Source organism: Thermotoga sp. KOL6 (assembly GCF_002866025.1).
Lineage (GTDB): Bacteria > Thermotogota > Thermotogae > Thermotogales > Thermotogaceae > Thermotoga.
In genome coordinates this window covers 449,827-472,720 of sequence record NZ_LNDE01000002.1, presented here as the reverse complement: position 1 = coordinate 472,720, position 22,894 = coordinate 449,827, and the positions used below count along the sequence as shown (strand labels likewise).

Annotated in this window: 27 protein-coding genes; 9 read left to right on the top strand and 18 right to left on the bottom strand. The window is 41.8% G+C overall.

Annotation, left to right across the window (positions count from 1 at the left end):
- Window positions 1–15: 15 nt before the first annotated feature.
- Together AS005_RS06565 and dnaX are read right to left on the bottom strand one after the other, a co-directional pair.
- The gene (locus tag AS005_RS06565) at window positions 16–372 is read right to left on the bottom strand and encodes a YbaB/EbfC family nucleoid-associated protein (protein ID WP_101510885.1); all 357 of its coding nucleotides are present in this window, start codon (window positions 370–372) and stop codon (window positions 16–18) included.
- 1 nt (window position 373) lies between these two features.
- Window positions 374–1,789: a DNA polymerase III subunit gamma/tau gene (dnaX, locus tag AS005_RS06560; protein ID WP_101510884.1), complete on the bottom strand. Its 1,416-nt coding sequence runs from the start codon at window positions 1,787–1,789 to the stop codon at window positions 374–376.
- Between the two features lie 89 nt (window positions 1,790–1,878).
- On the opposite strand from dnaX, the gene AS005_RS06555 reads away from it, so the two are divergent.
- Window positions 1,879–2,448 carry a lytic transglycosylase domain-containing protein gene (locus tag AS005_RS06555; protein WP_101511025.1) on the top strand — a complete coding sequence of 190 codons (570 nt, stop codon included), beginning with the start codon at window positions 1,879–1,881 and terminating at the stop codon, window positions 2,446–2,448.
- On the opposite strand, the gene AS005_RS06550 is transcribed toward AS005_RS06555, so the two are convergent.
- The 3 genes from AS005_RS06550 to csaB are packed head-to-tail and all read right to left on the bottom strand — an operon-like array spanning window position 2,445 to window position 4,480.
- Window positions 2,445–2,921, bottom strand: coding sequence for a tartrate dehydratase (locus AS005_RS06550; RefSeq protein WP_101510883.1), 477 nt, complete (start codon window positions 2,919–2,921; stop codon window positions 2,445–2,447). The two genes, AS005_RS06555 and AS005_RS06550, sit on opposite strands and share 4 nt — an antisense overlap.
- The gene (locus AS005_RS06545) at window positions 2,918–3,526 is read right to left on the bottom strand and encodes a site-2 protease family protein (protein WP_101510882.1); all 609 of its coding nucleotides are present in this window, start codon (window positions 3,524–3,526) and stop codon (window positions 2,918–2,920) included. Before AS005_RS06545 ends, AS005_RS06550 begins: the two co-directional genes overlap by 4 nt.
- Window positions 3,527–3,532: 6 nt before the next feature.
- Complete coding sequence (csaB, locus tag AS005_RS06540; protein ID WP_101510881.1) at window positions 3,533–4,480, bottom strand: polysaccharide pyruvyl transferase CsaB; 948 nt, start codon at window positions 4,478–4,480, stop codon at window positions 3,533–3,535.
- A 62-nt stretch (window positions 4,481–4,542) separates the two neighbouring features.
- Between csaB and AS005_RS06535 the strand changes: the two genes are divergently transcribed.
- Window positions 4,543–5,283 carry an MBL fold metallo-hydrolase gene (locus tag AS005_RS06535; protein WP_199203871.1) on the top strand — a complete coding sequence of 247 codons (741 nt, stop codon included), beginning with the start codon at window positions 4,543–4,545 and terminating at the stop codon, window positions 5,281–5,283.
- On the opposite strand, the gene fliY is transcribed toward AS005_RS06535, so the two are convergent.
- The 10 genes from fliY to AS005_RS06485 are packed head-to-tail and all read right to left on the bottom strand — an operon-like array spanning window position 5,273 to window position 15,009.
- Window positions 5,273–6,310, bottom strand: a complete 1,038-nt coding sequence (fliY, locus tag AS005_RS06530; protein ID WP_101510879.1) for a flagellar motor switch phosphatase FliY — start codon at window positions 6,308–6,310, stop codon at window positions 5,273–5,275. The two genes, AS005_RS06535 and fliY, sit on opposite strands and share 11 nt — an antisense overlap.
- Entirely contained in the window at window positions 6,307–7,293 is a 987-nt protein-coding gene (gene fliM / locus AS005_RS06525) for a flagellar motor switch protein FliM (RefSeq protein WP_101510878.1), read from the bottom strand. Before fliM ends, fliY begins: the two co-directional genes overlap by 4 nt.
- A gap of 9 nt (window positions 7,294–7,302) precedes the next feature.
- On the bottom strand, window positions 7,303–7,815 hold the full coding sequence (gene fliL, locus AS005_RS06520; protein ID WP_101510877.1) for a flagellar basal body-associated protein FliL: 513 nt from the start codon (window positions 7,813–7,815) through the stop codon (window positions 7,303–7,305).
- A 9-nt stretch (window positions 7,816–7,824) separates the two neighbouring features.
- Complete coding sequence (locus AS005_RS06515) at window positions 7,825–8,694, bottom strand: flagellar motor protein MotB (protein ID WP_199203870.1); 870 nt, start codon at window positions 8,692–8,694, stop codon at window positions 7,825–7,827.
- On the bottom strand, window positions 8,694–9,482 hold the full coding sequence (locus tag AS005_RS06510; protein WP_101510875.1) for a flagellar motor protein: 789 nt from the start codon (window positions 9,480–9,482) through the stop codon (window positions 8,694–8,696). The genes AS005_RS06515 and AS005_RS06510 overlap by 1 nt, the downstream gene beginning before the upstream one ends.
- 4 nt (window positions 9,483–9,486) lie before the next feature.
- Window positions 9,487–9,690 (bottom strand): flagellar FlbD family protein, encoded by a 204-nt coding sequence (locus AS005_RS06505; protein ID WP_101510874.1) that lies wholly within the window; start codon window positions 9,688–9,690, stop codon window positions 9,487–9,489.
- A 6-nt stretch (window positions 9,691–9,696) separates the two neighbouring features.
- Window positions 9,697–11,607 carry a flagellar hook protein FlgE gene (locus AS005_RS06500; RefSeq protein ID WP_101511024.1) on the bottom strand — a complete coding sequence of 637 codons (1,911 nt, stop codon included), beginning with the start codon at window positions 11,605–11,607 and terminating at the stop codon, window positions 9,697–9,699.
- Entirely contained in the window at window positions 11,607–12,278 is a 672-nt protein-coding gene (locus AS005_RS06495) for a flagellar hook assembly protein FlgD (RefSeq protein WP_101510873.1), read from the bottom strand. The genes AS005_RS06500 and AS005_RS06495 overlap by 1 nt, the downstream gene beginning before the upstream one ends.
- Window positions 12,275–14,098, bottom strand: coding sequence for a flagellar hook-length control protein FliK (locus AS005_RS06490; protein WP_101510872.1), 1,824 nt, complete (start codon window positions 14,096–14,098; stop codon window positions 12,275–12,277). The genes AS005_RS06495 and AS005_RS06490 overlap by 4 nt, the downstream gene beginning before the upstream one ends.
- A complete protein-coding gene (locus tag AS005_RS06485; RefSeq protein ID WP_101510871.1) occupies window positions 14,095–15,009 on the bottom strand; it encodes a MotE family protein in 915 nt (304 codons plus the stop codon). Before AS005_RS06485 ends, AS005_RS06490 begins: the two co-directional genes overlap by 4 nt.
- A gap of 89 nt (window positions 15,010–15,098) precedes the next feature.
- Here AS005_RS06485 and AS005_RS06480 point away from each other — a divergent pair, with 89 nt between their 5' ends.
- Together AS005_RS06480 and AS005_RS06475 are read left to right on the top strand one after the other, a co-directional pair.
- Window positions 15,099–15,581: a hypothetical protein gene (locus AS005_RS06480; RefSeq protein WP_101510870.1), complete on the top strand. Its 483-nt coding sequence runs from the start codon at window positions 15,099–15,101 to the stop codon at window positions 15,579–15,581.
- A 64-nt stretch (window positions 15,582–15,645) separates the two neighbouring features.
- The gene (locus AS005_RS06475; RefSeq protein WP_199203869.1) at window positions 15,646–16,242 is read left to right on the top strand and encodes a hypothetical protein; all 597 of its coding nucleotides are present in this window, start codon (window positions 15,646–15,648) and stop codon (window positions 16,240–16,242) included.
- Here AS005_RS06475 and AS005_RS06470 read toward each other — a convergent pair.
- Entirely contained in the window at window positions 16,239–17,372 is a 1,134-nt protein-coding gene (locus tag AS005_RS06470) for a DegT/DnrJ/EryC1/StrS aminotransferase family protein (RefSeq protein WP_101510868.1), read from the bottom strand. The genes AS005_RS06475 and AS005_RS06470 overlap by 4 nt on opposite strands.
- 4 nt (window positions 17,373–17,376) lie before the next feature.
- Window positions 17,377–18,138 (bottom strand): TatD family hydrolase, encoded by a 762-nt coding sequence (locus AS005_RS06465; RefSeq protein WP_101510867.1) that lies wholly within the window; start codon window positions 18,136–18,138, stop codon window positions 17,377–17,379.
- Between the two features lie 161 nt (window positions 18,139–18,299).
- Between AS005_RS06465 and cysE the strand changes: the two genes are divergently transcribed.
- Genes cysE through AS005_RS06440 form a run of 5 tightly spaced genes read left to right on the top strand, consistent with a single transcriptional unit; the run spans window position 18,300 to window position 21,963 of the window.
- Window positions 18,300–18,971, top strand: coding sequence for a serine O-acetyltransferase (gene cysE / locus AS005_RS06460; protein ID WP_101510866.1), 672 nt, complete (start codon window positions 18,300–18,302; stop codon window positions 18,969–18,971).
- Window positions 18,874–19,749, top strand: coding sequence for a cysteine synthase A (cysK, locus tag AS005_RS06455; protein WP_101510865.1), 876 nt, complete (start codon window positions 18,874–18,876; stop codon window positions 19,747–19,749). Before cysE ends, cysK begins: the two co-directional genes overlap by 98 nt.
- Window positions 19,750–19,763: 14 nt before the next feature.
- Window positions 19,764–20,177 (top strand): DUF123 domain-containing protein, encoded by a 414-nt coding sequence (locus AS005_RS06450; protein WP_233186269.1) that lies wholly within the window; start codon window positions 19,764–19,766, stop codon window positions 20,175–20,177.
- Window positions 20,116–21,684, top strand: coding sequence for a ribonuclease J (locus AS005_RS06445; RefSeq protein ID WP_101510863.1), 1,569 nt, complete (start codon window positions 20,116–20,118; stop codon window positions 21,682–21,684). The genes AS005_RS06450 and AS005_RS06445 overlap by 62 nt, the downstream gene beginning before the upstream one ends.
- Before the next feature lie 33 nt (window positions 21,685–21,717).
- Window positions 21,718–21,963 (top strand): acyl carrier protein, encoded by a 246-nt coding sequence (locus tag AS005_RS06440; RefSeq protein ID WP_101510862.1) that lies wholly within the window; start codon window positions 21,718–21,720, stop codon window positions 21,961–21,963.
- Window positions 21,964–21,969: 6 nt separating this feature from the next.
- On the opposite strand, the gene AS005_RS06435 is transcribed toward AS005_RS06440, so the two are convergent.
- On the bottom strand, window positions 21,970–22,890 hold the full coding sequence (locus AS005_RS06435; protein ID WP_233186268.1) for a hypothetical protein: 921 nt from the start codon (window positions 22,888–22,890) through the stop codon (window positions 21,970–21,972).
- Between the last annotated feature and the right edge of the window lie 4 nt (window positions 22,891–22,894).

Here is a 22,894-nt window from a genome sequence, read left to right as displayed (position 1 = left end):
GCTTTTCCCTCCTTCTCACATTATTCCTGGTATTCCAAATTGTTGTGTAATCTTGCTCATTTCTTCCTCTCTTCTCTGCTCGATCTTTTCCATGATTTCGTTCATGGCTGCCACGAGGAGGTCCTTCAGTGTTTCAAAATCTTCCTTCAAATCCTCATCTACCTCTATCTCTTTCACTCTACGATCACAAGTTGCAACAATCTTCACAGCACCCCCACCAACGGTAGCCTCCACTTCCATATTTGAAAAACTCTCTTCGAGCTCCTGAACCTTTTTCTGCAACTCTTCTTGCATCTTCATGAAATCTTTGAGAAGTTTCTCTTGTTTCCCTCCACCTAAGCTTTTTCCACCAAAGCTTTTGATTTTTTTCAAATTATCCCTCCTGTTCAAAGAGTTTCATTATCTTTTGAGATACTTTTTCTATCGTCTCTTCTTTTCCCATGAGCCGAAGTTCAACCACAACTCTCTTCCCGAGTTTCTTGGAGAAAAGACTTTCGATTTCTATCAACCTCTTTTTCATCAACTCGTAATGCATTTTTTTCGAGGAATCGAAAGAAATTACCACCTTCTTTCCATCGAAACTGACTTCTGAGAGGCTAAGAGCAACGAAAATGGAAAGATCCCCTTTCTCTTTCAACTCCTCCATGAGTTCTCTGAAGAGACTATCGAAATCATCATTTTCGTCTTTTTTTTTCTCTTCGCTACCCAAATTTTTCTGAACGATATTCTCCTTCTCTTTCTGAGGGTTTTCTGACACCTTTTCGCTAGCGAATCGCGCAGTTATATAAGCCGATCCAACTTTGCACACGAGTTGTTTCTCCTCGGCAAACTTTATTTCTCGTAGGAGAGACAAAAGCTGTCTGGAAACCTGAACAACATCGGTAGGTGAAACGTCGTAGACTCCTCTTTCTCTCTCAAGATCATCTATTAAATCCTCCACCGCTTCTTGGAGGAGCACTTCATAATCTTTTCCACTGTAGTAAACCTCATCCAAAACCATAAAAACCTTCTTCACATCGCCCGAAAAAATGGCTTTCACGTAATCTCTCACCACTTGGATGGGTACCAATCCAAGAGCTCGATGTACCGTTTCGAGATCTATCTTTCCCTCCGAAAATTTCCAAACTTGTTCCAACATAGTAAGGGCATCTCTTAAACCACCAGCAGCTCTTTTTGCAATGAATCTTAAAGCCTCTTCCTCAATGTCTATACCTTCTGCTTCAGCGACTTCCTGAAGTCTTTTTTCTATGAGCTCCTCCGGAATATTTCTGAACTCAAAGACTTGACATCTGGAGATTATCGTGGGTGGAACCTTCTCAAGGTTGGTCGTCGCGAGGACAAATACTACGTGAGACGGTGGTTCTTCAAGGGTTTTGAGTAGGGCATTGAAAGCTTCTTTCGTGAGCATGTGTACCTCGTCTATTATGTACACCTTATACTTTCCTTCCATTGGTCTATATCCCACAGCATCTCTAATTCTTCTGATCTCATCTATTCCCCTGTTCGATGCAGCATCAAGCTCTATCACGTCCATGAAAGTGCCTTCGTCTATCTCTTTACAAGCTCTGCATTCATTACACGGTTCAACTCCCTTTCTGTTCTCGCAATTCAAGGATTTTGCAAGAATTCTCGCCAAGGTCGTTTTTCCCGTCCCCCTAGGCCCAGCGAAAATGTACCCATGAGCAACACTATCTTTCTGAATAGCACCTATTATTGCTTTCTTCACGTGGTCTTGATCTACAACCTCTGCAAACGTCTTCGGTCGGTATTTTCTGTATAGTACCTCCATGGGATCACCCCGTGTAGTATAATCGAATTGTACCCAGCATTATTATACCAGAGGGGATTTTAAAAGTGATTGAACAAAGGAGGAAAATCGTGAAAAAAATAACTATCCTGATCTTGGTGCTCATTTTGATCCCGATTTTTCTGAGCACCGTTCCTCAGGAAAGTAACATTTCCTTTCGTGAATTGAACACCATTACCATAAAAGAATGGTTCAAAGATTTGGTTAGGTCCAGAAGGGGATCATACAAATTGAAGACAGATGAAGATTTCTTGGAAGATTTATGGCAAACAATAAACCGAGCGGCTCGTGAAACAAATTTTGATCCGATTCTCATCATCTCAGTTATAGACGTGGAGAGCGACTTCAGAAACGTAATAGGTCTTTATGGCGAACTAGGAATGATGCAAATTAAGAAAGAAACAGCAGAAATGGTGGCGAACATCTATGGATTAGAGCCTCCGGAATCGGGTTGGACAGAACTCATATGGAACTACAGGTTGAACATAAAGTATGGATCTCATTATTTGAAGTATCTCTATGAAAAATTCAACAGCCTCAGGTTAGCCCTTGAGTACTATAACGGAGGAAACAGTAGAAAGACGTATGCAAAAAAAATACTTGAAACGTACCAGATGTTCAAAAAAGAGCTTGGAATTTAAACCTTCACGTAAGTTTTTCCAGAGGAATCTTGTATTACCCGAATAGCCAGTTTCTCTACTTCAACTTCTTCCAGTTTTCTGCCGTCAGGGGTTTTATAAACAACTTTTCTGCTTCCTTTTATCTCCTCTACAGCCTCGAACAGCACCCTCGAAAATCTCTTTGTAACAGAGAAAGAAACTCTTTGATTCACAATTACCCCACTCACACCCATGAGAAAAAGCTTCTCCAGAAGTTCTTCATCGATTTCTTGAAAGCGAAACCTATTCTTCTCGAATACACCCAGCGCCACAATTTCTCCTGTTAAGTCGTAGAGTCTCGTTCCTTCCGATCTTTCGTATTTTTCTATAATCTCTACAATCTCTTTGTCCATGGTCACTATCTTTCCAGTGTAGTAAACCAGATCTCCGCTTTCCAGCTTGCGAATCACACTCAAAGAAACAGGATATCTCAGGACTATTTTCAAAAAGATCACCTCACAATCGCTTGAACAAAATCGTCTATAAAGTTCACAAACGGATTCACTACCAACGGTATTATCCAAAGAACCAACAAAGCGAGCAAGAACAATATACCGTACACTTCGTATTTTACCAACCATTCCATGTACTTATCTGGCAACAAAGAAGCGAGAATCTTGCTACCATCGAGAGGAGGTATGGGAAGAAGCGAAAAGATCGAGTAAGTGAGATTATACTTGGCAGCTTTCACCATGAGGAACCACCAAAAACTCCTTTCCGGTAATTTTGACGCGATAAAGCCGCAGATGAAAAATAAAAGAAAACTCGTAAAAGGCCCAAGAATCGATATTTTCAAAAGATCTCTTTTCTTGTTTCTCAACTTCCAGAATCTAATGGGAACTGGTCTGCTCCAGCCGAATTCGAACAATATGAAAGACACCGTTCCCACGGGATCAAGATGAACGAACGGGTTTAGAGACAACCTCCCCGCTTGTTTGGGAGTGGGATCTCCAAGTTTGTAAGCCACAAAACCTTTGACATACTCTCTCGGTGTTGCAACAAGAAAGACAGCAAGGAATCCCGTCAAAATATTGCTCAACGTTGGAACAACTATTCTCATGGTTCGTCACCCTTTCAAAGACTCTCTCAAAAACTCTTTCATCCTCAGTGCGTCTTCCGTCAGTTTGTTCCTCAGCTGTAAAGTTCTTTTCAGTGCGATAGAAGCTTTCAAGGAAATTTCCAAAGGATCTCTTTTTGAGAAAAAGAACTCTTCTTTGGTGTACTTCCCGAAAAATCTCCTCGCTTTCTGACAGTCTACAACAACGAATGGTATTTCGAAATAGGAAGCCACAAGTGCAGGATGAAATCTCTCTGTTATGACGAGGGAAGAACTCGCTATTTCTTCGAGAGGATCATCACCTGCTCGAAGTGGAGGAAGATAAGAACAATCTTCCGGAAACGCTGTTGAAAGAACGAAATCCTCAATTCCGTATTCCTTAAAATTCTTCAAAATGATAGAAACATCTATGGGTGTTTTCAGAAAAAAGACAACCTTCTTTTCGTTTTTTTCTTTCGGTTCGATGTCCATAAGATGTAGTAGAGAAGGATCGGTTCCCATCCAAACTCTTCCACCAATTGCCTTAACATACCTGTAGGAAACAGGATCTCGTGCTATGAAAAGCGTGTTCCTGTGTCTAAGTACATGTTGAACGAGCCTTTTTGAAATGCTTCTTTTCAAAGGTCCCAAGCTGTTTCCGAAAAAAACAAGTGGCTTGTTGAAAAGAAGAGAAGTTTCAGCTAGATAATAATAGTAGAGCAAACTTCTAAAACTTGTCACATCCTGAAGTAACCCCCCACCTCCAGCTATAGATATCTGAGATCTTCTCAAGAACGACAACATCTTAAAGGAAACTCTGTCAACAGCTGTCACTCCCATAGCTTTCTTACCTTTTGGTAAGGGAACATAAATCGTGCTGAAACCGAAATCTTTCAACATTTTAACACATGCTTTGAACATGAGTTCGTCCCCAAAGTTATTGAATCCGTAATAACCCCACAAGAAAGCAGTTGCCAAGGAAAATCACCTCATTTTATAGAAGAATACTCTTGGAGAATTATACTACACGGGGTGAAAGAATGATCACAAACCTCTCGGACAATGTTTTTGTAATAGGAACTGGTGTTACCTCGAACAGTGTTCTTGTATGTGGGAAAAAAGAATGCATCCTTTTTGACACAACTCTTTTTCCAGAAAAAGCGAAGAAAATAAAAGAATTCGCCTTGGAAGTTTTGGGTAAAGAAATAGTGGCAGTTTTCAACACACACTATCATCCGGATCACACCTTCGGTAACGAAATTTTTCAGAGAATAATAGCACACACACTAACCAAAGATTCTCTGAATAAAATAGATAAAGAATACATGGAAAAACTCGGGGTGGAAGCCTCTATAAAACTTCCAACGGAAACTTTTGACGATATCCAGTCTTATAAATTCGGAGAAATCTCGGTTGAAGCGATCCATTTGGGGGGGCATACACCAGATTCCTCGATTTTCATTCTAAAAAAAGAAAAGATTGTGATATGTGGAGATTTACTTACAACAGGAATACACGCTGAGATGGTTGAGGACAGCAATCTCTCCGAGTGGATAGAGGCACTCGAAAGGGTAGAGAAGATCTCTGCAGACTACTTCGTGCCAGGGCATGGGAAAGTAGGAACATTGGATGACGTGAAAAAGATGAAAGATTACATCTCAAAAATTCTGCGTCTCAGAAACGGTAATATATTACACTCCGAACTTTTGAAAGATCCCAATTTTTCCTCACGTGAGCATCCAGAACTCTTGAAATGGAGTCTGGAAAACATTATTCGTTAAGCAATTCCAATCTTTCCTTTGGACTTACAATTTCCGTTATTCTTACTCCAAAATTCTCATCTATAACAACAACTTCTCCTCGAGCTATCAGTTTTCCATTCACAAGTATGTCCACGGGCTCTCCCGTAAGTTTGTCAAGTTCTATTATGGAACCGGGTATCATTTCAAGAACGCGCTTCAGAGTCATTCTCGTTCTTCCGAGTTCCACTGTGACTTTCAGTGGAATATCCAGAAGAATCTCCAATTTATCATGTGGTATTTCAGTCTTAGCGGTTTCTGAAGGTTTCAAATCAGAAAACTCCACCGGTTCAACTTTCACTTTCTTTTCTTCTTTTGTTTCTTCCGCCTTCTCTTCTTCTTTAGCATGTGTTTTTGTAAAGTACTCGTACATCTTTTTTACTAGATCTACTCCAATCACTTGATAGAATCTGGACTGTGCCAGATTTTCTATGTCTATTTCGAATTCGACGATTGCAACGTCCTTTTCTGGATCATCCACCACGGGAGGAAATTGAGTGTTGGGATCATCGAAATCGATCACTTCTACTTTTGGTGGGGAAATGTTGACCGTGACCCCCAACAACTCAGAAAGAGAAGTGGCAGCACTCCCCATCATTTGGTTCATAGCTTCTCCAACAGCACTGAGTTTGATCTCATCGAGCTCTTCACTCTCAACTTCTCCGCTTCCTCCCATCATCAGGTCCGCAATTGCAGCTACCAGTTTCTTTTCGAGAACAAGGACGTTCAATCCCTTCAGACCCTCTGTATATTCTACGGTTACAACGACCTGTTCTCCTTTGAAGTCACCTTTCACGTCCTTCATTTTTTCTTCCCTGACCGTTGGTACAGTTATGTGAACATCCCTTCCCAATATCATGGAAAGAGTGGTCGCAGCACTCCCCATTGCAATATTTCCTATCTCTCCTATCATGTCTTTTTCCTCTGGTGAAAGGACATCTTCAGAGTTTGAAGTATCGCTTAACAACTTATCTATCTCCTCTTGTGAGAGGAATTCATTTTCCGTCATTCTTCTTCACCTCCGTTGGTAAACTCACCGGTGACCTTCACCGCGTACTTTCCTTTGTATTTTCCAGGCGTTCCCTTGAATTTGGGTCTTCCCTCAACGTCGATCCTTATATCATCTTTGTAGTGGGTATTGAGCCTTATCACATCTCCCTCGCTTAAATCTAGAATTTCTCTCAACGTCAACTGTGTTTCCCCGATCACAGCTTGCACAGTTAAGGGAATCCTTTGAGACGCTGTTTTCAGCTCTTCTATCCTTTCCTCCAACCTTTCAGGTTTTCTTCCCATCATCCAAAAACGGTTCGAGAGTTTCTCCAGAAATGGTTCCAGAAGGGAAAATGGATAACACACATTTATGAAGCTTGTGAACTCCCCCCAAGACACCGATGCCGTTACAAGAAGAACGATTTCATTTGGAGGAACGATTTGGACAAATTGTGGATTCGTTTCCACGTTTTCAATAGACGGAATGAAATATTGGAAATCACTCCAAGCCTGGGCAAGAAGGGTGAGTACACTGGTGACTTCCTTTCTCATAATAGAAATCTCTATATCAGTAGGTGTCCTGTTGGGAGGATTATCCCCAGGACCACCCATGAGTATGTCAAGTATCGTGTAGAAAAGATCAAGTCTCATTTCAAATATGGCGCTTCCTTCGAAAACATCTCCGGTGAAAATAACGATGAAAGATGGTATCATAACCGATCTTATGAATTCCTCGTAGGTAAGTTGATCTATACTGATCTGCACATCGACAAACGTTCTCAATCTTCCTGAAAGATATGTTGAAAGAGTTCTCCCAAAGTTTTCATGAATCATCTGAAATGTTCGCAGTTGTTCCTTAGAAAACTTGCTAGGTCTTTTAAAATCATAAGGTTTGACCTTCTTCTCTTCTTCCTTTTCGAGAAGGTCCTCTTCTTTTACTTCTCCTTTCATCAAAGCTTCGATAAGCTGATTTATTTCCTCTTGACTGAGGACATCGGACACATTCCCACCTCACTCGGTGGTGGCGAATGCTTTTATGTAGAGATAGACGTTCAGAACACCGTATTTTTCCTTATCCCCCACGAATCCCGTGATAGTATTCACTGCTTCTCTTATCTGTCGTTTCAAAAGTTCGAGGCCCGGGACGGTACTCAGCTCGCTCTTCTCTTTGCTCAAAAAGATCATCATGAGAGCATCCATGATTTCGTCCTTTTTCTCGGCAATCTTGGATCTACAGGCATCACTTCCAACAGTGAAAGTGAGTGAATCTATGACCACAACATCTCTCCCACCTTTCAGAAGAAACGTTTGATTCTCTCCTTGCTGTATGAGCACGGCCTTTATCTCAACGGGTGTAGAGGACACACCGCCCTCTTCAGACTTACCCTGATTGCTTCCGAGAAACATTGGAAGCAGGAAATACACCGCCACAGACACCACCAGAGGGATTACGATACTCGTTATCAAGGAAGAAAAACCTCTTTTCGGTTGCTGTTCTTCTTCTCGTCTTTCTTCTTCGGCCATCGTATCACCTCACACCTTTTCCCTTTTGATGAGAATGTCTATTCTCCTGAATTCCCTTCTCAATCTCTCCAATTCATTTTGATATCTACTTTCCAATTCGTTCATTTTCTTTTCCCATTCAGAACGACTGATTTCACCGTTTTTGAGTTTTTCATTGAGCAACGTCTTTTCAACGCTTATTTCCTTTTCTAGATCTTCTATTTTCTTCTTTATTTCCCTATCCCCTAAACCTATCGGATAAAATCTATCGGGATTGTAGAAGAAATCTATGTTGAATCGCCCCAGTTTAATATCCGCCGCTCTTTCGATCATTCTTTTTTCTTTCAATTCGGTCAAGAAGAAATTCACAACGCTCGCCGCTCTTGCACACGAAAGGTGCCAGTTAGAAACGTAGATGGAATTTGGAAGAACTGGTCTGTCGTCCGTATAGCCGAAAACCTCAAGAACATTGGTTGTATGCTCTATTACGATTTGCCCCACTTTGGCTAAGAGTTCTTTCGCCTCAGCTGTAAGCTTGGCACTGCCCGTTTCAAAGAAAACCATATCTTTCAAAACTATCAAAGTTCCCTCATCACGTTCCTCAACCGTGATCTTTCCCTTGTATTCTTCGGAAAGCCTCATGAGTTCTTGATATATCCCTCGCTTCGATGTAATCAAAGGTTCTTCATTGATGCTGCGTCCGCCCATTAAAACACTTGGAGGCCGTCCACTCAAAGCAATCCTCAGTCCCACCGCCACTTGTTGGAATTTACCAGGACTGATGGTGGACATTGATATCAATGCTACAAAGAAAGTGAGAAGAAGAGTTACCATATCGCTGTACGTTGTCATCCATTGAGGTGCTCCAGCTTTCTGTTCTTCTTCCTTTTTCTTTGGCATCAGGCTGCTGCCTCCTGAGAAGCCGCTTCGTAAGCTTGTTTCTCTTTCTCAGGGAGGAATGATTTCAACTTTTCTTCCAAGATTCTTGGGTTTTCTCCAGCCTGTATTGAAAGAACTGCTTCGAGTATCATTCTCTTTTCCATAACGAGTGTATCCTTCCTTTTTTTCAACTTCTCAGCCATAGGAAGAAAGACTCCATTTGCAAGAACTGCTCCATACAAGGTTGTTATAAGAGCGACGGCCATGGAAGGTCCCAGTGTTTCTGGATTGTTCAAAGACTTCAACATCTGTATGAGTCCTATCAATGTCCCGATCATACCGAAGGCAGGAGCGTATGCTCCCGCTGACTCCAAAACAGCCGCTTGCCCATCCAATTCGTTTTCAAAGAGTTCCATTTCCGTTTCCATCATGTTTCTCAAAAGATCTGGATCCGTGCCGTCTACCACAAGCTGTAAAGCCTTTTTCATGAAAGGATCTTCGATATTCTCGAGATTTTCCTCCAAAGAGAGAAGCCCTTCCCTTCTTGCTTTCTCCGAAAAGGACACCATTGTTCTTATCAACTCCGGGTAGTTCATCCTGGGTTCTTTCAGCGAAGACAACATGATGTTTATGATCTTAAAAGCTCTATCTTTTGGATTTGCAACCATTGTGGCGGCGATTGAACCCACGACTGTGATGAACAAGGATGGGATGTTTACAAATGCTGCGAAATCGCCTCCACCTGTCATTATTCCTATAAGCAAAGCAGCCATGACGAGAACCAATCCCATCAAGGTTGCGAGATCCATTCGCTCACCTTCCTTGTTCTTTCCACCAGCAAAGTATCTTTCTCTTGTATTCTATCACTCGCTGAATAACCTCTTCTACTGATTCCTTCACAATGTACTTTCTTCCATTCAGAAGAGTGATCGTTGTATCAGGCAATGCCTCCACCGTTTCGATCAGATCAGCGTTCAGAAAAAACCACTTGCCGTCTATTCTTGTTAACCTGATCATAACTCATCATCTCTTGATGTTCACAAGTTCGTTGAGAATCTGATCTGCTGTCGTGATAACGCGGGCGTTTGCTTGGAATCCTCTCTGGGCAATGATCATTTTCGTAAACTCCTCTGCAAGATCCACGTTGGACATTTCTAGGGCACCGGGAATCAGAGTTCCTCTCCCTCCACTTCCAGGAGCTCCTATCTTCGGCACACCACTGTTGGAAGACATCGAATACAAGGAATTTCCCACTTCCATCAATCCAGCAGGATTGTTGAAAACAGCAAGTGCGATTTGCCCTAGTACATCTGTTAAACCGTTACTGAAAGTTCCTATTATCTCTCCTTGTTCGTTTATCGCGAAAGATTCAAGAACTCCCATAGGATTCCCATCTTGCCAAGGAATGTTCACCGTACTATCTCCAGAAAATTGTGTAATCCCTGAAAGATCAGCCGTTATGGTAACCACTCCGTCACCACTGAGACCCGTGTCGAACTGAATAGTCCTGAGCTCAGAAGATCCAAGGGCGTAAGAAGAACTGCCGGAGTCATAGTACAGTCCTCTGTACTGAACAGGTCTTCCAGATTCATCGAATTCTATAAGCCCCGAAATATAATCGTTTCCACCAACACCACTGGCTCCATTTTCGTCCAAAAGTTTCACAGGTTCTCCACTTGCAGTGTACGCTCTCCATATCCAAGCGTTTTTGAAACTTTCATCGCCTATTGTTGTGCTTCCGAGTCTAACAAACTCGTAATACACGGTGTACGCGTTTCCAAGAGAATCATACACCTGTACCGCTGTTGTGTAACGCGGAGAGGTGAATTCAACTTGAACGAAATTGGTAGGATTGTCCGCTTCATAGAATCTGGGTTCACCCGAAGTGGGAATAACGAGCTCGGCACCGTCTGCAATTGTGAGAGAGTTTGTGGTGTTGCTTGAATCATAAAATACTACCGTGTAATCGTTCCCAGAAGAGATGTCTGGATCAGTGATTGTGAAACTTCCACCACTCACTGTCACAGAACCCTTGTATATTCTTTGCCCAGAAGGATCTAAGACAATTGTCCAATAACTTCCATCCGGAAGACTGGTTGTTCCACTGAGGCTTCCATCCGTGGTGGCGGTTATTGTTTGAGTTTCCAGGTTGTTGTTGTACAACCCAGCTTCTTCCACTCTTCCAAATTCGTTGAAAACCATGTAACCAAACTGATCTGCTATTCCATCATTATCTGTATCGATGCTGATAGTGTACCTTTGGCTAGAACTGAACGGATCCGTTCCAAGATCATTTGCCGTTCTTTCAAACCACACCCTCACGTCGTGATCTATTCCGTTGTTGTCAGTCAAAGTTATAGTGAAGGGCCCAGGACCAACGTGGGAATTCAAATTTCCTTCAAACCTAACATTCGATGTCTTCTTGGCTGGCATAGTCATTCCCGCGCTGATCACGAGGTCTCCAATAGGCTTGTTGGTATCGATGTACCTTTCACCTGTTTCAGGATCTTGAACGGCAGTCCATCCCTGTACTTTGTACCCAGTTGAGGTTTGTATCAAGTTACCATTGCTATCCAATGTGAAGGCTCCTGCCCTCGTATAATAGTAAGCACTCCCATCCGATACGATGAAAAATCCGTCACCTTGTATGGCAAGATCTGTTTTCACGCCCGTATTTTGAAAGGAACCCTGTGTCATTATCTTGTCTATACTGGCCACCTGTGAACCAAGACCTATCTGCATGGGATTGGTTCCACCCACATTGGCTTGCGGTGCTCTACCCGCTTTGATCGTTTGCGCAAGCATCGTTTCAAAATTAACTCTCGACGCTTTGAAACCAACGGTATTCACATTGGAGATATTATTCCCAACAACGTCCATTGCAACCTGAAAATTCTTAAGACCAGTGATACCGCTGTAGAGTGATCTCATCATCACACATCACCCTCCTGAGAAATCTCTAGGATGGAGTTCACTGGATAGAGATAACCGTTCACCAACACGTATCCTTCTCCGTTTTTTATCTGAACTGCTTCCACTACACCGCCTTCTATACCTCCTATCTCTTCCATTCCCTCCGAAGTTACCTTGTAAACGTTGTAAGTGTATGAACCGTCTTCAACACTTACTCCGCTGTCATCTCTCCCATCCCATTGCCATGCGTGAACACCTGCTTGAACATTTCCCAGATCCTCCGTTCTTATGACGTTCCCATTTTCATCGAGAATTTGAATAACAACGTGAGCATCTTGATCAAGATTGAATATGATGCTCTCGGATTCTCCGTTACTCAAGTTCACTGTGTTGTTCTTCACAACAACGTACTTTCCAATCAGTGAAGCGAGTTGGGCAGGATTCACACTCGTTTGAGCTTCTACAAAGTCTTTCACAGCACTTGTGAGATTCGTTATCTGTTCTAAACTTGTAAGTTGGGAGAGTTGAGATATCATATCCTTCGTTTCCATTGGTTCCAGAGGATCTTGCATTTCTAATTGTTGAATAAGAAGTCTCAAAAACGCTTCTTTGTCTAAAGTCTTACCGTTACTTGTGTTCGCTCTCATTCCTTGTAGAGTAGAGTAATAAACGTTATCAAGGTTGTAAATCACGTCTTCACCCCCTCGATCAAATCCTCGAAAGACGATTCATGTTTTTCATGTTTGCTCTTTTGTTCTCGCTGTTCTTCCCTTCGATCCTGACCGTTGCTTTCTCGATGAAGATAATCATCGTTTTCCTCTTTTTCTATATAGACTTGTGTTTGAAAACCTCTCTCGTTGAATCGATCGATCAACTTCGGAAGATCTTGCTCTAATATGTGCTTCGCTTCATCTGTGTGAACTTTCAGAACGATCTTCAGATTGTTATTCTCTTTCGTAATCGTTACTTCCAGCTTTCCAAGCTTGGGTGGTTCTAAGTCTACAATCGCTTTCTCTTGTTTTTGAACATACATTTTCTCAACGATCCTCGGTATGCTTTGCACATCTGTCTTCTTTTCTTCAACAACAAAATAAGTTCGTTTTGCTCTTTCTTGATTTATTAGCTCTGAAATCCCTTTGTCTACTACCTCTCTGAAGCTTATGAGCTTTCCTTTTTCTTCGAACTTAAACGTTCCACGTTTTTCTGCAAATCGATGTGTGCTCTCATCGAATTTCCCATAATGCTTGTAATTCGTTTGAACCTTTTCATTTCCTGTATCCTTCGTTCGCAACCCTGTGTGATTTTCTTTCGCAGAATCGTACTTGCTCTCTTGAATCTGTAAATATTCCTTCGAACGCTCAAAGGATGAAGAAGTGTGTAAACCTTTTGTTGATTCCAACTCTTTGCTTTTTCCATGAGAAATTTGCTCGATTTTCTTTTCAAAAAGGCGAGTCTCTTTGTTCATAGATTCCTCTTTCGCAAATTCTTCTTTTTTCACAAAAGTGTTTTCAGAGAAAGTCACACTACTTCTGTCCTGCTTAACCCCCCAATGAGAATTGCTGGCCTTTGAATATTGACTGATTCTCTTTAAGGATTTACCGTCCTCCATTGAGGTGGTTCCACTCCTCACATTCATCAAACGTTGTAGGTTCTCCCATTTTATGGGACCATTTTTGTGATTTGATGGAGGTAGAACTTCCTTCCCACTCAATTTCCCTTTTTTTACGCTTACGTTTTCAAGGTTTTCCTTCTTTGTGACCAGATTAATGTTCAATGGATGGAAAATATCGTTCTTATTATTCTTATTGTTCTTCTCGTATACTGTGTGATCCTTTGGCGTGCTTTCTTCATGGATCAAGTGGTTTTTAATTTTAACTTCAAATGGTGCCTTTTTATTTTCCTCCTTTGTTACCCTCTTTGGCTGATCGGCCGGTTTTGTTTTCTCAATACCCAAATTGCCTTGATTTTTTTGACCTTTCTCCAGTCGATGAATTCGCTGATTGCCATCGTGAAGTTTTGAAAGGTTTTGAGATTTCTCGTCCTTGAAATACTTTTCCACATTTCCCCCTAGATCTGAAACAACATGTGTTTCTCGTTGTTGAAGATCACTGCCAATTTTCTTCTGTACCTTTTCTTTTCCTGTAGTTTTCTCTATTTCTCTCTTTGAAGACAGATCTTCTTGATCGATCTTTTTCATAATAAGTAGCCCAGTTTCTCCAAAACCATGAACCAGCCCTTCTGAAGCTTCATCAATGTTCACCACTTTTCTCGGTTTGAACGTCTTATTCTCGCTTTCAATCGATCTTGCTTTCTTTTCGTTTTCAAGATTTTTTTCAGAAACAACTTCTAATAGCTTTGTGAGAATTTGAAAATTCTTCTCCCGAGATGATTCAAATTTAATATTTTTAAGAATCACTCCAAATGCTCCATCATTTTTAGCCTTGCCACAGGTCTTACAAAAGATGTTTTTACCCTCTTTTGCTTTCATCAAGACAGAAAATAAGGTTTTCATCTTTTCTCCTCCAAAAGTTCCAGAGCGTTCTGCACAATGTATTGAACCAGAATAGATGCTTTCTCTCTATCCATCATGGAAAGTATCGTTCTCAAAGTTTCGGGATCCACTCCTTCTGCCTTTAGAAAACTAACCGCAACATCTGGAGAAAGGTTGTTCAAAGCGCTTGCCAATACCTTCAAATAAGTTTCCTTATAGAAAAGTTGACTCTCTCTTTCCACCATCTGTTTCACTGCCTCTTCCGCTTGCTTCACGAGAGCCTCCAATTTCTCTACAGTGCTATCCACTCCTACCATGATTTCCATCACCCTCGCCGCTTTTTGCGGATTAACACTAGAAAGAGATTCTAAAAATTCACCAGCGTAGGTTGGATCGGCCCTTTTGAATATCACTGCCAAAGTGGTGTCATCCACACTGTTCAACGCGTTTGCAAGATTTCTGGGATCGGTGTTCAAAAGTACATTTATAAGTTCGTCTACTTGCTTTTTGTAAGATTCAAGATCGTTTCTTTCTTTAATTAACTCTTCTTTCATTTTTTGAATTTCTTCTATCATTTGATCAACAACTGTCTTACGTGCTTCAAGAACTTTTGACATCTCTTCTAACTCTTTTTCTTTTTCAGTCATCTCCTCTATTTTTTGATTGTATATCTCTATGTACTTGTGATATATTCTCGTATAATATTCAGCTGGTGTTTCAGCCCTTAACGGCTGATAATTGATACGGTCTTTCAAAAAAGGAACCTTAGAAGCTAAAAAGGCAATATAGCTCCTCCAATCTTCGAAGGGGACTATTTTTCCACCGTATATTCTGTTTACCTCAAAAGAAACATATCCGTACATGAAGAGTATTACTAGAACAAGAAATGTTATGAGAAATGCCACGAGAAGACTTTTTCCCCTCTTTGGCAACGTGTATCTACCTCCCTCGCTTCCATTCTTCTACAAGCGTTCGTTTTTTTCCTAAACAGAATGGTAGAATTTTCATGGAGGGATGAAAGATGAAAAAAATACCCATCATAAAAAAGAACGGAGAGGTTATTTATTATGATGAAGGAACGCTAAATACGATGATAAAGGATTTTTTTCCTTGTCAAAGTTACAAACATTCTTTTTATATATCGGAACTGAGAATAGAGGCGAAAAAAAAGACGTACAACGTAAAAATCACTCTGAAAGGGCCGAGTGGTTCAGAAGTCTCCGGCGAGAGTAGTGGGGTAAGAACAGATAAGAATCTACCACGCCTTGTCGGAGAAGCTGTGGCAAACGCCTTGAATCCTTCGAAGGCAATTTCAGTTGACGACTTTCAATGTGTTAATCTTGCAGGAAAAAAGTTTGTCTTCGTTCACCTATCTTTTTCCAAAAACGGTAAAGAAGATTGGAGTGTGGGAGTTGCTCTGTTCCAGGGGGATTTTCTGACTACAATGATTTTTTCTGTGATAGACGCCCTGTTGAAATCTCCTATGAAAATAGAATGGGAATGAGATTTACATAAACTTTCTTTTATGTGATAAAATAGTACTCAAAGACACAGTGGGGGGTATTCGAATGAGTGCAAAAACTTTGGAGGACATCATATCCAAGATTTCGGGAGTCATCTCCGTAAAAGTGGTGGAAGAAGATGGACAGCCGAGGGAAATACACGTCATAGCAGACCCTTCCAGAAACCCAAAACAGATCGTCCGAGATATCGAAACTGTCGCCCTTGCTTCTCTCGGAATGAAATTGGACAGAAGAATAATCAGTGTAGCACAACTCAGCCAAGGAAGATATTCTCCAACAGCATCCTACGAGATCACTTCTATTGAAGTGAAAGATCATGGAAAAAAGAAACAGGTGAGAGTTACAATTAACAATCCTTTCGAGGAAGAAGAACTAACAGGAGAATCTGTAGGACCGGGCACCTCCACAAATCTTCCCAGGATAGTCGGTGAAGCTGTGATTGAGGCTTTCGATTTGGACTCTCCAGTTTCAGTTGATGATGTTCAAAAAGCTTTTCTGGCCGGAAAAGAATTTGTTCTTGTTCATCTCACCGTTCAAGATAACGAGAAAGAAAGGGCAGAAGTTGGTGTTGCTCCTCTAGAAGGAGATTTCCTGAAAGCCGTAGCGAAAGCTACCTTGAGAGTGATAAGAGATTTAGCTTAAAGAAACAGCTCCAAAGTGTTAACCACTTCTTCTATCTCTTCGTCTTTCATCTCTGGAAACATAGGAAGTGCTAGACTTCTCTTGGAAAGTGACTCCGCAACGGGAAAATCTCCTTCTTTGTATCCAAGATCCTTAAAGCATACCTGAAGATGAAGCGGTAGTGGATAATAGATGGCAGTTTGCACGCCTCTTCGTGAGAGGCCTTCTTTTACTCTATCTCTTGTAATTTCGTCTTCGAACAAGATAACGTACTGATGAAAAACGTGATATTTGTATCCCCTTTCTTCTACTTTAGGATATTCAACGGGTAGTTTCTTCTCTTCGAAGTACTTTTGATAACTCCTAGCCACTCTTACTCTTTCTTCAATCCATTTCTCCAAATACTTGAACTTCACTTTCAAGATTGCAGCGTGAATTTCGTCAAGTCTCGAGTTGTATCCTACCTCGTCGTGGAAATATTTCTTCTTCGCACCGTGAACCCTCAAAAACCTGCTTTTTTGCGCTATTTCCTCATCGTTAGTCACTATCATTCCACCATCACCGTAAGTCCCCAGGTTCTTGGTTGGAAAGAAGGAAAAGACTGCCGCATCTCCAACTGACCCACTTCTCTTTATTTCTCCATTGGAAAACTTCCACTCGGAACCGATCGACTGAGCACAGTCTTCCAGAATCTTCACATTGTACCTCTCCCTTAAAAAGCTCAAAGCCTCCAAATCCATCGTTCTTCCAAAAAGGTGAACAGGTATCACCGCCTTCACCTTTTCTTTCTTCAAAACCCATTCCAACTGATCCAAGTCCATGTTGAACGTGTCCTTTTCCACATCGATGAACATCACTCTTGCATTGAGTCTGTAAGGAGCGCTTGCAGTGGCGAAAAAAGTGTACGGAGTTGTGACTACTGTATCCCCTTTCCCAACACCCATGGCTCTCAGTGCAATGAGAAGGGCATCGCTCCCACTCGCAACTCCCACTCCATACCCTACACCAACGAAGTTGGCTATTTCTTTCTCGAGACTTTCAACGTTTGGTCCTAATATGACTCTCCCGGAAGATATCACTTTGTCCACAGCATTCAAGATTTCTCCTCTGATTCTCTCGTACTGCCTTGTAAGATCGAACAGAGGTATCATCTTCTCACCCCTTGAAAAGTTTTATGGCATTTTCCGTTGTCATCTCGTCCACCTTTGAAATGGAGACACCAAGCATTTCAGATAACGTATTCATGACATACTTTAAGTACTTCGGTTCGTTCCTTTTTCCTCTGAGAGGTTGTGGAGGCAAAAACGGACAATCCGTTTCCAACACGATGAACTCGAGGCCTATTCTTCTCACAGCTTCTCTCAGAGAATCGTTTTTCGGATAAGTCACAGGCCCTCCTATCCCAAGAAAAAATCCAAGATTGATGAACCTTTTAGCCCACTCCAAATTCGATGAAAAAGCGTGGATCACCCCTCTCCTTTCCGGAAGATTTTCGTCTTTCAAGATCTCGTAAGCCTCTTTGTATGCGTCTCTGATGTGGACAACAAGGGGTAAATTCAGGCGACGCGCGAGAGCTATCTGTTCTATGAACACCTTCTTTTGAATTTCCGCAGGAGAAAGATTTCTGAAGAAATCGAGCCCCGTTTCCCCAATGGCCACAACCTTTTCGCTTCTTGCAAGTTTTTCAAGGTAGTACGTGAAACCTTCCGATACATCTTTTGCGTCATGAGGATGCACACCAACCGCACAGAAAATCTTTTCACTCAAGCTAGAAATCTCCAGACTTTTTTTCGAATCCTCCAAATTCACACCTACATTCACAACAAATGAAATCCCATCTTTTTCGAAGTTTTCAACTATCTTTTTTCTATCTTCGTCGAATTGATGAAAGTGGAGATGAGTATGTGTGTCCACCATTGAAAATCCCCTCCTCACATGCTAATATACTATCAAAGCCTCTTGTGCCAAAGTGAAGAGATTCACCTTTTTGTGATGTAAGTGTTTCTTTTATCTTAACAATTAGGTTGATATAATTAGGTCGGATAACGAGATTTGGAGGTGGTGGATATGGCATCGGGATGCGGTTGTTCAAGAAGGTTGGTGAGTTCTTCAGAGATTTTGTGAATGTCTTCAAGTACATTTCCGAAGATCTAGAGATGTACTTGAAACTCGATCCCGCCGCGGAAAGTAAGCTACAAGTCTTTTTCTTTTACGCTTCTTTTCAAGGTCTCATGTGGTACAGATTCGCTCATTTTCTCTACAAATGGAAACTCAAAATTCTCGCCTATCTTTTGTACCACTTCGTTCGTACGGTGTTCTCCATGGATATCCATCCAGCTGCCGAGATAGCTCCTGGTGTTGTGATAGACCACGGGATAGGAGTGGTCATAGGAAGTACTGCCACTGTAGGAAGAGGTACTCTCATCTACCATGGAGTAACGCTGGGAACAAAGAAACCTTGTAGTGGAAAGAGACATCCGGATATCGGTGAGAACGTGATGATTGGAACGGGTGCCAAGGTACTCGGACCAATAAAAGTGGGGAACAACGTTGTTATTGGAGCGAATGCGGTTGTGTTAGAAGACATTCCTGACAACGCGGTAGTTGTTGGTGTTCCGGCAAAAATAGTCAAATGGAGGGAGGAATTCTGCCATGATGGAAAGACTGATAGGGAAGACACCAATAGTGAAACTCGATTCAGTGGATTCGAGGATATTCTTGAAACTGGAGAAAAACAATCCCGGTGGTAGTGTTAAGGATAGACCCGCTCTTTTCATGATTTTGGACGCCGAAAAGAGAGGACTCCTCAAAAACGGCATAGTGGAACCAACGAGTGGGAACATGGGAATCGCCATCGCTATGATCGCCGCAAAAAAAGGATACCGCGTGATCCTAACGATGCCTGAGACGATGAGCGTGGAAAGAAGAAAAGTTCTTCAAATGCTTGGTGCAGAACTAGTTCTCACTCCCGGGGAATTGGGAATGAAGGGGGCTGTAGAAAAGGCCCAAGAGATCGCCCGTGAAACGGGAGCTCATATGCTTCAACAATTTGAAAACCCGTTTAACGTTTATTCACATCAGATAACGACCGGACCGGAGATTTTGACACAAATGGACTACAAAATAGACGCTTTCGTTGCGGGAGTAGGTACAGGTGGAACGATAAGCGGCGTTGGAAGGGTTTTGAAAACATTCTTTGGTGACAAAGTAAAAGTAATAGCCGTAGAACCTGCAAAATCCCCTGTTCTCTCAGGTGGTCAACCCGGCAAACATTCAATCCAAGGAATCGGGGCAGGTTTTGTACCCAAAATCCTGGATAGATCCGTCATAGATGAAGTGATAACCGTCGAAGACGAAGAAGCCTACGACATGGCAAGGTTTCTTGCGAAAAAAGAAGGCTTACTCGTTGGTGTTTCCTCTGGGGCCAATGTTGCTGCCGCTTTGAAGGTCGCAAAAAGATTCGGAAAAGATGCAAGAATCGTGACCGTCGCCCCTGATCATTCTGAGAGATACCTGAGCATCCTATGAGAGGAACTTATGTTTTGCTTTTAAAACTCTCTAAAAGAATCACCTTAAAATATGGAAAGAAAGCCGCACGTTTGGAACCTGGATACTACGCGTATGTGGGATCTGCAATGGGGGGATTCTCCAAAAGAATCCCCCGTTACTTTTTGGGACCGGAGAAGAAACAATGGCACATCGATTATCTTCTGGAATACTCACAGATTGCAGGTCTGATCATGTTTCAAGGAAAAAGAATAGAAGAAGAGGTTTCGCGTGTGCTATCATATCATTTTGAGGGTATCGGGGAATTTGGAGCGAGCGATCTGAAAGTAAAAACAAATTTGTTCCGCGTTGTTCCTTCAAAGCTTTTTTCGATCTTGGGGGGATTCCGTGAGGATAGAAATATTCGATGGTCACAGAAACATAGGGGGAAACAAGATCAGAGTTGTTGATTCTGAAAACGACGCTTTTCTATTGGATTTTGGTCTCAACTTTTCTCGTTGGAGTATGTTTTTCGAAGAGTTTTTGAATCCTCGAACGGGTAGGATAGTACAAGATCTTCTGAAGCTCAATTTGATTCCTCGACTGAACATCTACCGGGAAGATCTCTTCGATGAAACTTTCGAAGATCACGTGAATTACTCCTTTCTTTTCTTGAGCCATGCACATGCAGATCATACAGGAATGATCGGCCTCGTGAACGAGAAAATTCCTCTCCTCATGACCTCAGAAACTCTTGCCGTGATGAATGCCAGCGTGAATACGAGTAATACGAATGTTCTTACACAACTCGTTGGGAAAAAGAGAGTTAAGGCAACAGACAAAGACGTGGAAAGAGGTGTCAGAGAAGATCTCAGAGTGAGTCCCAGAACAAAAGACGCAGAACCTCTCACGAGAATTGTTTCCTTCCCGAAAGAACCGGAGACTCTCCCAAACGAATACAAAAAAGTGGACCTCACATCCCTTTGGAAAGACGAGCTACTCGTCGAGCCCGTTTACCACTCTGTTATCGGTGCTGCTGGTCTTGTTACCAGAGTGGACAACTTTTGGATAGCTTACACGGGTGACTTCCGAACAGGTCCAGAAACAACTGAAGAAGAAAAATATTGGTTGGAAACCCTCGGCGAAAGGAGACTGTCGCTCTCCCTTCGAACTACTCGATTTTTTGAGAATCTGAAAGATAAAAAACCTCTTGTCTTGATTGTGGAAGGTACGAGAGTAACGAGAGAAGAAGACACTGAAAACACGGAAAAGGACGTTTTTGACAACGCAATGGAAGTCTTCAAAAAGACGAAAGATCTCATATTCGTGGACTTTCCAACCAGACATCTTGAAAGGCTTTTCACCTTTCTAAGGGTATGCATGGAAAACGAAAGAAAGCTGGTTCTCATGCCAAAAGATTATGCTTATCTCATAGAGATGGAGCGCATAGAACCTCTTTGGAAACTCACTGACGAGGAGAGATCCCACATAAGAGTGTATCATCCAGGTAAAATAAGCTATATAAACCTAGAGAAAGAAGCGTTGATTCGTGCAAGAGATGAGAAAATACTCATTCATCCTGAGGAGATAAATTTCTCTCCTCGTGATTACGCGATCGTTGCGGGTTATTGGGATTTCCCCCACATTCTCGACCTCGATGAGAGGATATTGAACGGAGCCGTCTACATTCATTCGACCAGTGAGGCGTACACCGAAGAACAAGAAATCGATGCAAGACGTTTCCTGAATTGGATCGAATACTTCAACATAAAACCACGTGGTATTGAAAAGCGAAATGAAAAGGTTGTTTTCACCAAAGAATTCCACGCATCAGGTCATGTTTCACCAAAGAGTTTGAAAACCCTCATAGAAGCCGTGAATCCTGACTATATTGTGCCGGTTCACACTCTCAACCCGAATTGGTTCAGTACGAACTGGCCCGAGAAGGTCCTTCTCGATAGTATAATCATGATATAATTTGTTTTGACACTACTAAGAGGAGGTGGAAAAGTGGCGAACAGAGAGGAGATCTTTTCAAAAGTGAAGAACATAATCTCTGAGAAACTTGGAGTGGATGAAGCACAAGTTACAGAAGAAGCGAAACTCATAGACGATCTCGGCGCGGATTCTTTGGATCTTGTTGATCTTGTGATGGATTTTGAAAGCGAGTTTGGAGTGAAAGTGGACGATGCAGACCTAGAAAAGATTTCAACGGTGGGAGATGTGGTCGATTACATCGAAAAAAAATTGGGGTGAGTTCGCTCACCCCTTTTCTATTTCCTCCGGTGTTATCACTCTGATTCTTTTTGAGAGATCGTATTCTTTGAATCTGTCCCCGCTCAGAATGACCGCGTTCATTGAAGTTGCAAGAGATATGATGAGATCGTCTGCCGGTGATTCGAAGAGAACGTTCGACGAATTTTTCCATCTTTCGAATTCTTTCTTTTCAGAAATCGGGAGAATGTATTCCACATTCTTGTCGAAGACGATTTTGTACGGAAAGAAATATTCTCTAAAAAAAGCAAGTTTTTCGAAAATTTCGTCGATGAACGAAACGTGCAAATTGCCTCTCCACAACAGATTACTTCCATCAATTACAATTGGAGCATAAGGTTTTCTCATCAGAGCCGCTACAAGATAAGGATGAACATCCGCACTCCTCACCCTGTTTTTCTCCAAAGGATCGAGAATTCCGTAAAGGAAGCGCAACTCATCGATTTCTTTCTCATTCAATCTCTCAAGAGAAAGCCTTTTAAGACGTACGAGCAAATCTGTCTTCTCTTCTGGTTTTTTCGTTTCTTTTTCTTCAACACCTTCCAGATACAAATAAAGTTCCAAGAAATCCCTCTTTCCAAGCCTCACTCTCAGAGAGTCTGCTTTTTCCATGAATTCCTTAACACTTTTTGCTTTGATTTTTTGTTTGAGTTTCTCAGAAGGGAAGGGATACTTCTTAGGTGAAAACCAGAACAAAATCTCAAGAACGTCGATCTCTTCCACACCGAGAACTTTGGAAGAAAGTGTTAAATCACCTTTTAAAGCTTCCCTCACAGCGAATTCAAAAATGTCCGGTGAAACGTTCACCTTTGAGAGTTTTCCCAAGAAAATTCCTTTTAAAATCCTCAAATCCTTCTCCTTCCAATTCCGCCTTCTGAGAAGACTTAAAAAATCCTGCCTGGCTTCCATCAGA

Bases quoted from the DNA above. Each gene is read 5' to 3' on its own strand.
- AS005_RS06465 (WP_101510867.1), bottom strand. From the start codon at position 18,138: ATGGTGGACACACATACTCATCTCCACTTTCATCAATTCGACGAAGAT.
- AS005_RS06510 (WP_101510875.1), bottom strand. From the start codon at position 9,482: ATGGATCTCGCAACCTTGATGGGATTGGTTCTCGTCATGGCTGCTTTG.
- AS005_RS06505 (WP_101510874.1), bottom strand. From the start codon at position 9,690: ATGATCAGGTTAACAAGAATAGACGGCAAGTGGTTTTTTCTGAACGCT.
- fliY (WP_101510879.1), bottom strand. From the start codon at position 6,310: ATGACGGAAAATGAATTCCTCTCACAAGAGGAGATAGATAAGTTGTTA.
- AS005_RS06490 (WP_101510872.1), bottom strand. From the start codon at position 14,098: ATGAAAACCTTATTTTCTGTCTTGATGAAAGCAAAAGAGGGTAAAAAC.
- AS005_RS06545 (WP_101510882.1), bottom strand. From the start codon at position 3,526: ATGAGAATAGTTGTTCCAACGTTGAGCAATATTTTGACGGGATTCCTT.
- AS005_RS06435 (WP_233186268.1), bottom strand. From the start codon at position 22,890: ATGGAAGCCAGGCAGGATTTTTTAAGTCTTCTCAGAAGGCGGAATTGG.
- dnaX (WP_101510884.1), bottom strand. From the start codon at position 1,789: ATGGAGGTACTATACAGAAAATACCGACCGAAGACGTTTGCAGAGGTT.
- AS005_RS06480 (WP_101510870.1), top strand. From the start codon at position 15,099: ATGAAAAAAATACCCATCATAAAAAAGAACGGAGAGGTTATTTATTAT.
- AS005_RS06500 (WP_101511024.1), bottom strand. From the start codon at position 11,607: ATGATGAGATCACTCTACAGCGGTATCACTGGTCTTAAGAATTTTCAG.
- cysK (WP_101510865.1), top strand. From the start codon at position 18,874: ATGATGGAAAGACTGATAGGGAAGACACCAATAGTGAAACTCGATTCA.
- AS005_RS06535 (WP_199203871.1), top strand. From the start codon at position 4,543: ATGATCACAAACCTCTCGGACAATGTTTTTGTAATAGGAACTGGTGTT.
- fliL (WP_101510877.1), bottom strand. From the start codon at position 7,815: ATGGCCGAAGAAGAAAGACGAGAAGAAGAACAGCAACCGAAAAGAGGT.
- AS005_RS06515 (WP_199203870.1), bottom strand. From the start codon at position 8,694: ATGCCAAAGAAAAAGGAAGAAGAACAGAAAGCTGGAGCACCTCAATGG.
- AS005_RS06470 (WP_101510868.1), bottom strand. From the start codon at position 17,372: ATGATACCTCTGTTCGATCTTACAAGGCAGTACGAGAGAATCAGAGGA.
- cysE (WP_101510866.1), top strand. From the start codon at position 18,300: ATGCGGTTGTTCAAGAAGGTTGGTGAGTTCTTCAGAGATTTTGTGAAT.
- AS005_RS06475 (WP_199203869.1), top strand. From the start codon at position 15,646: ATGAGTGCAAAAACTTTGGAGGACATCATATCCAAGATTTCGGGAGTC.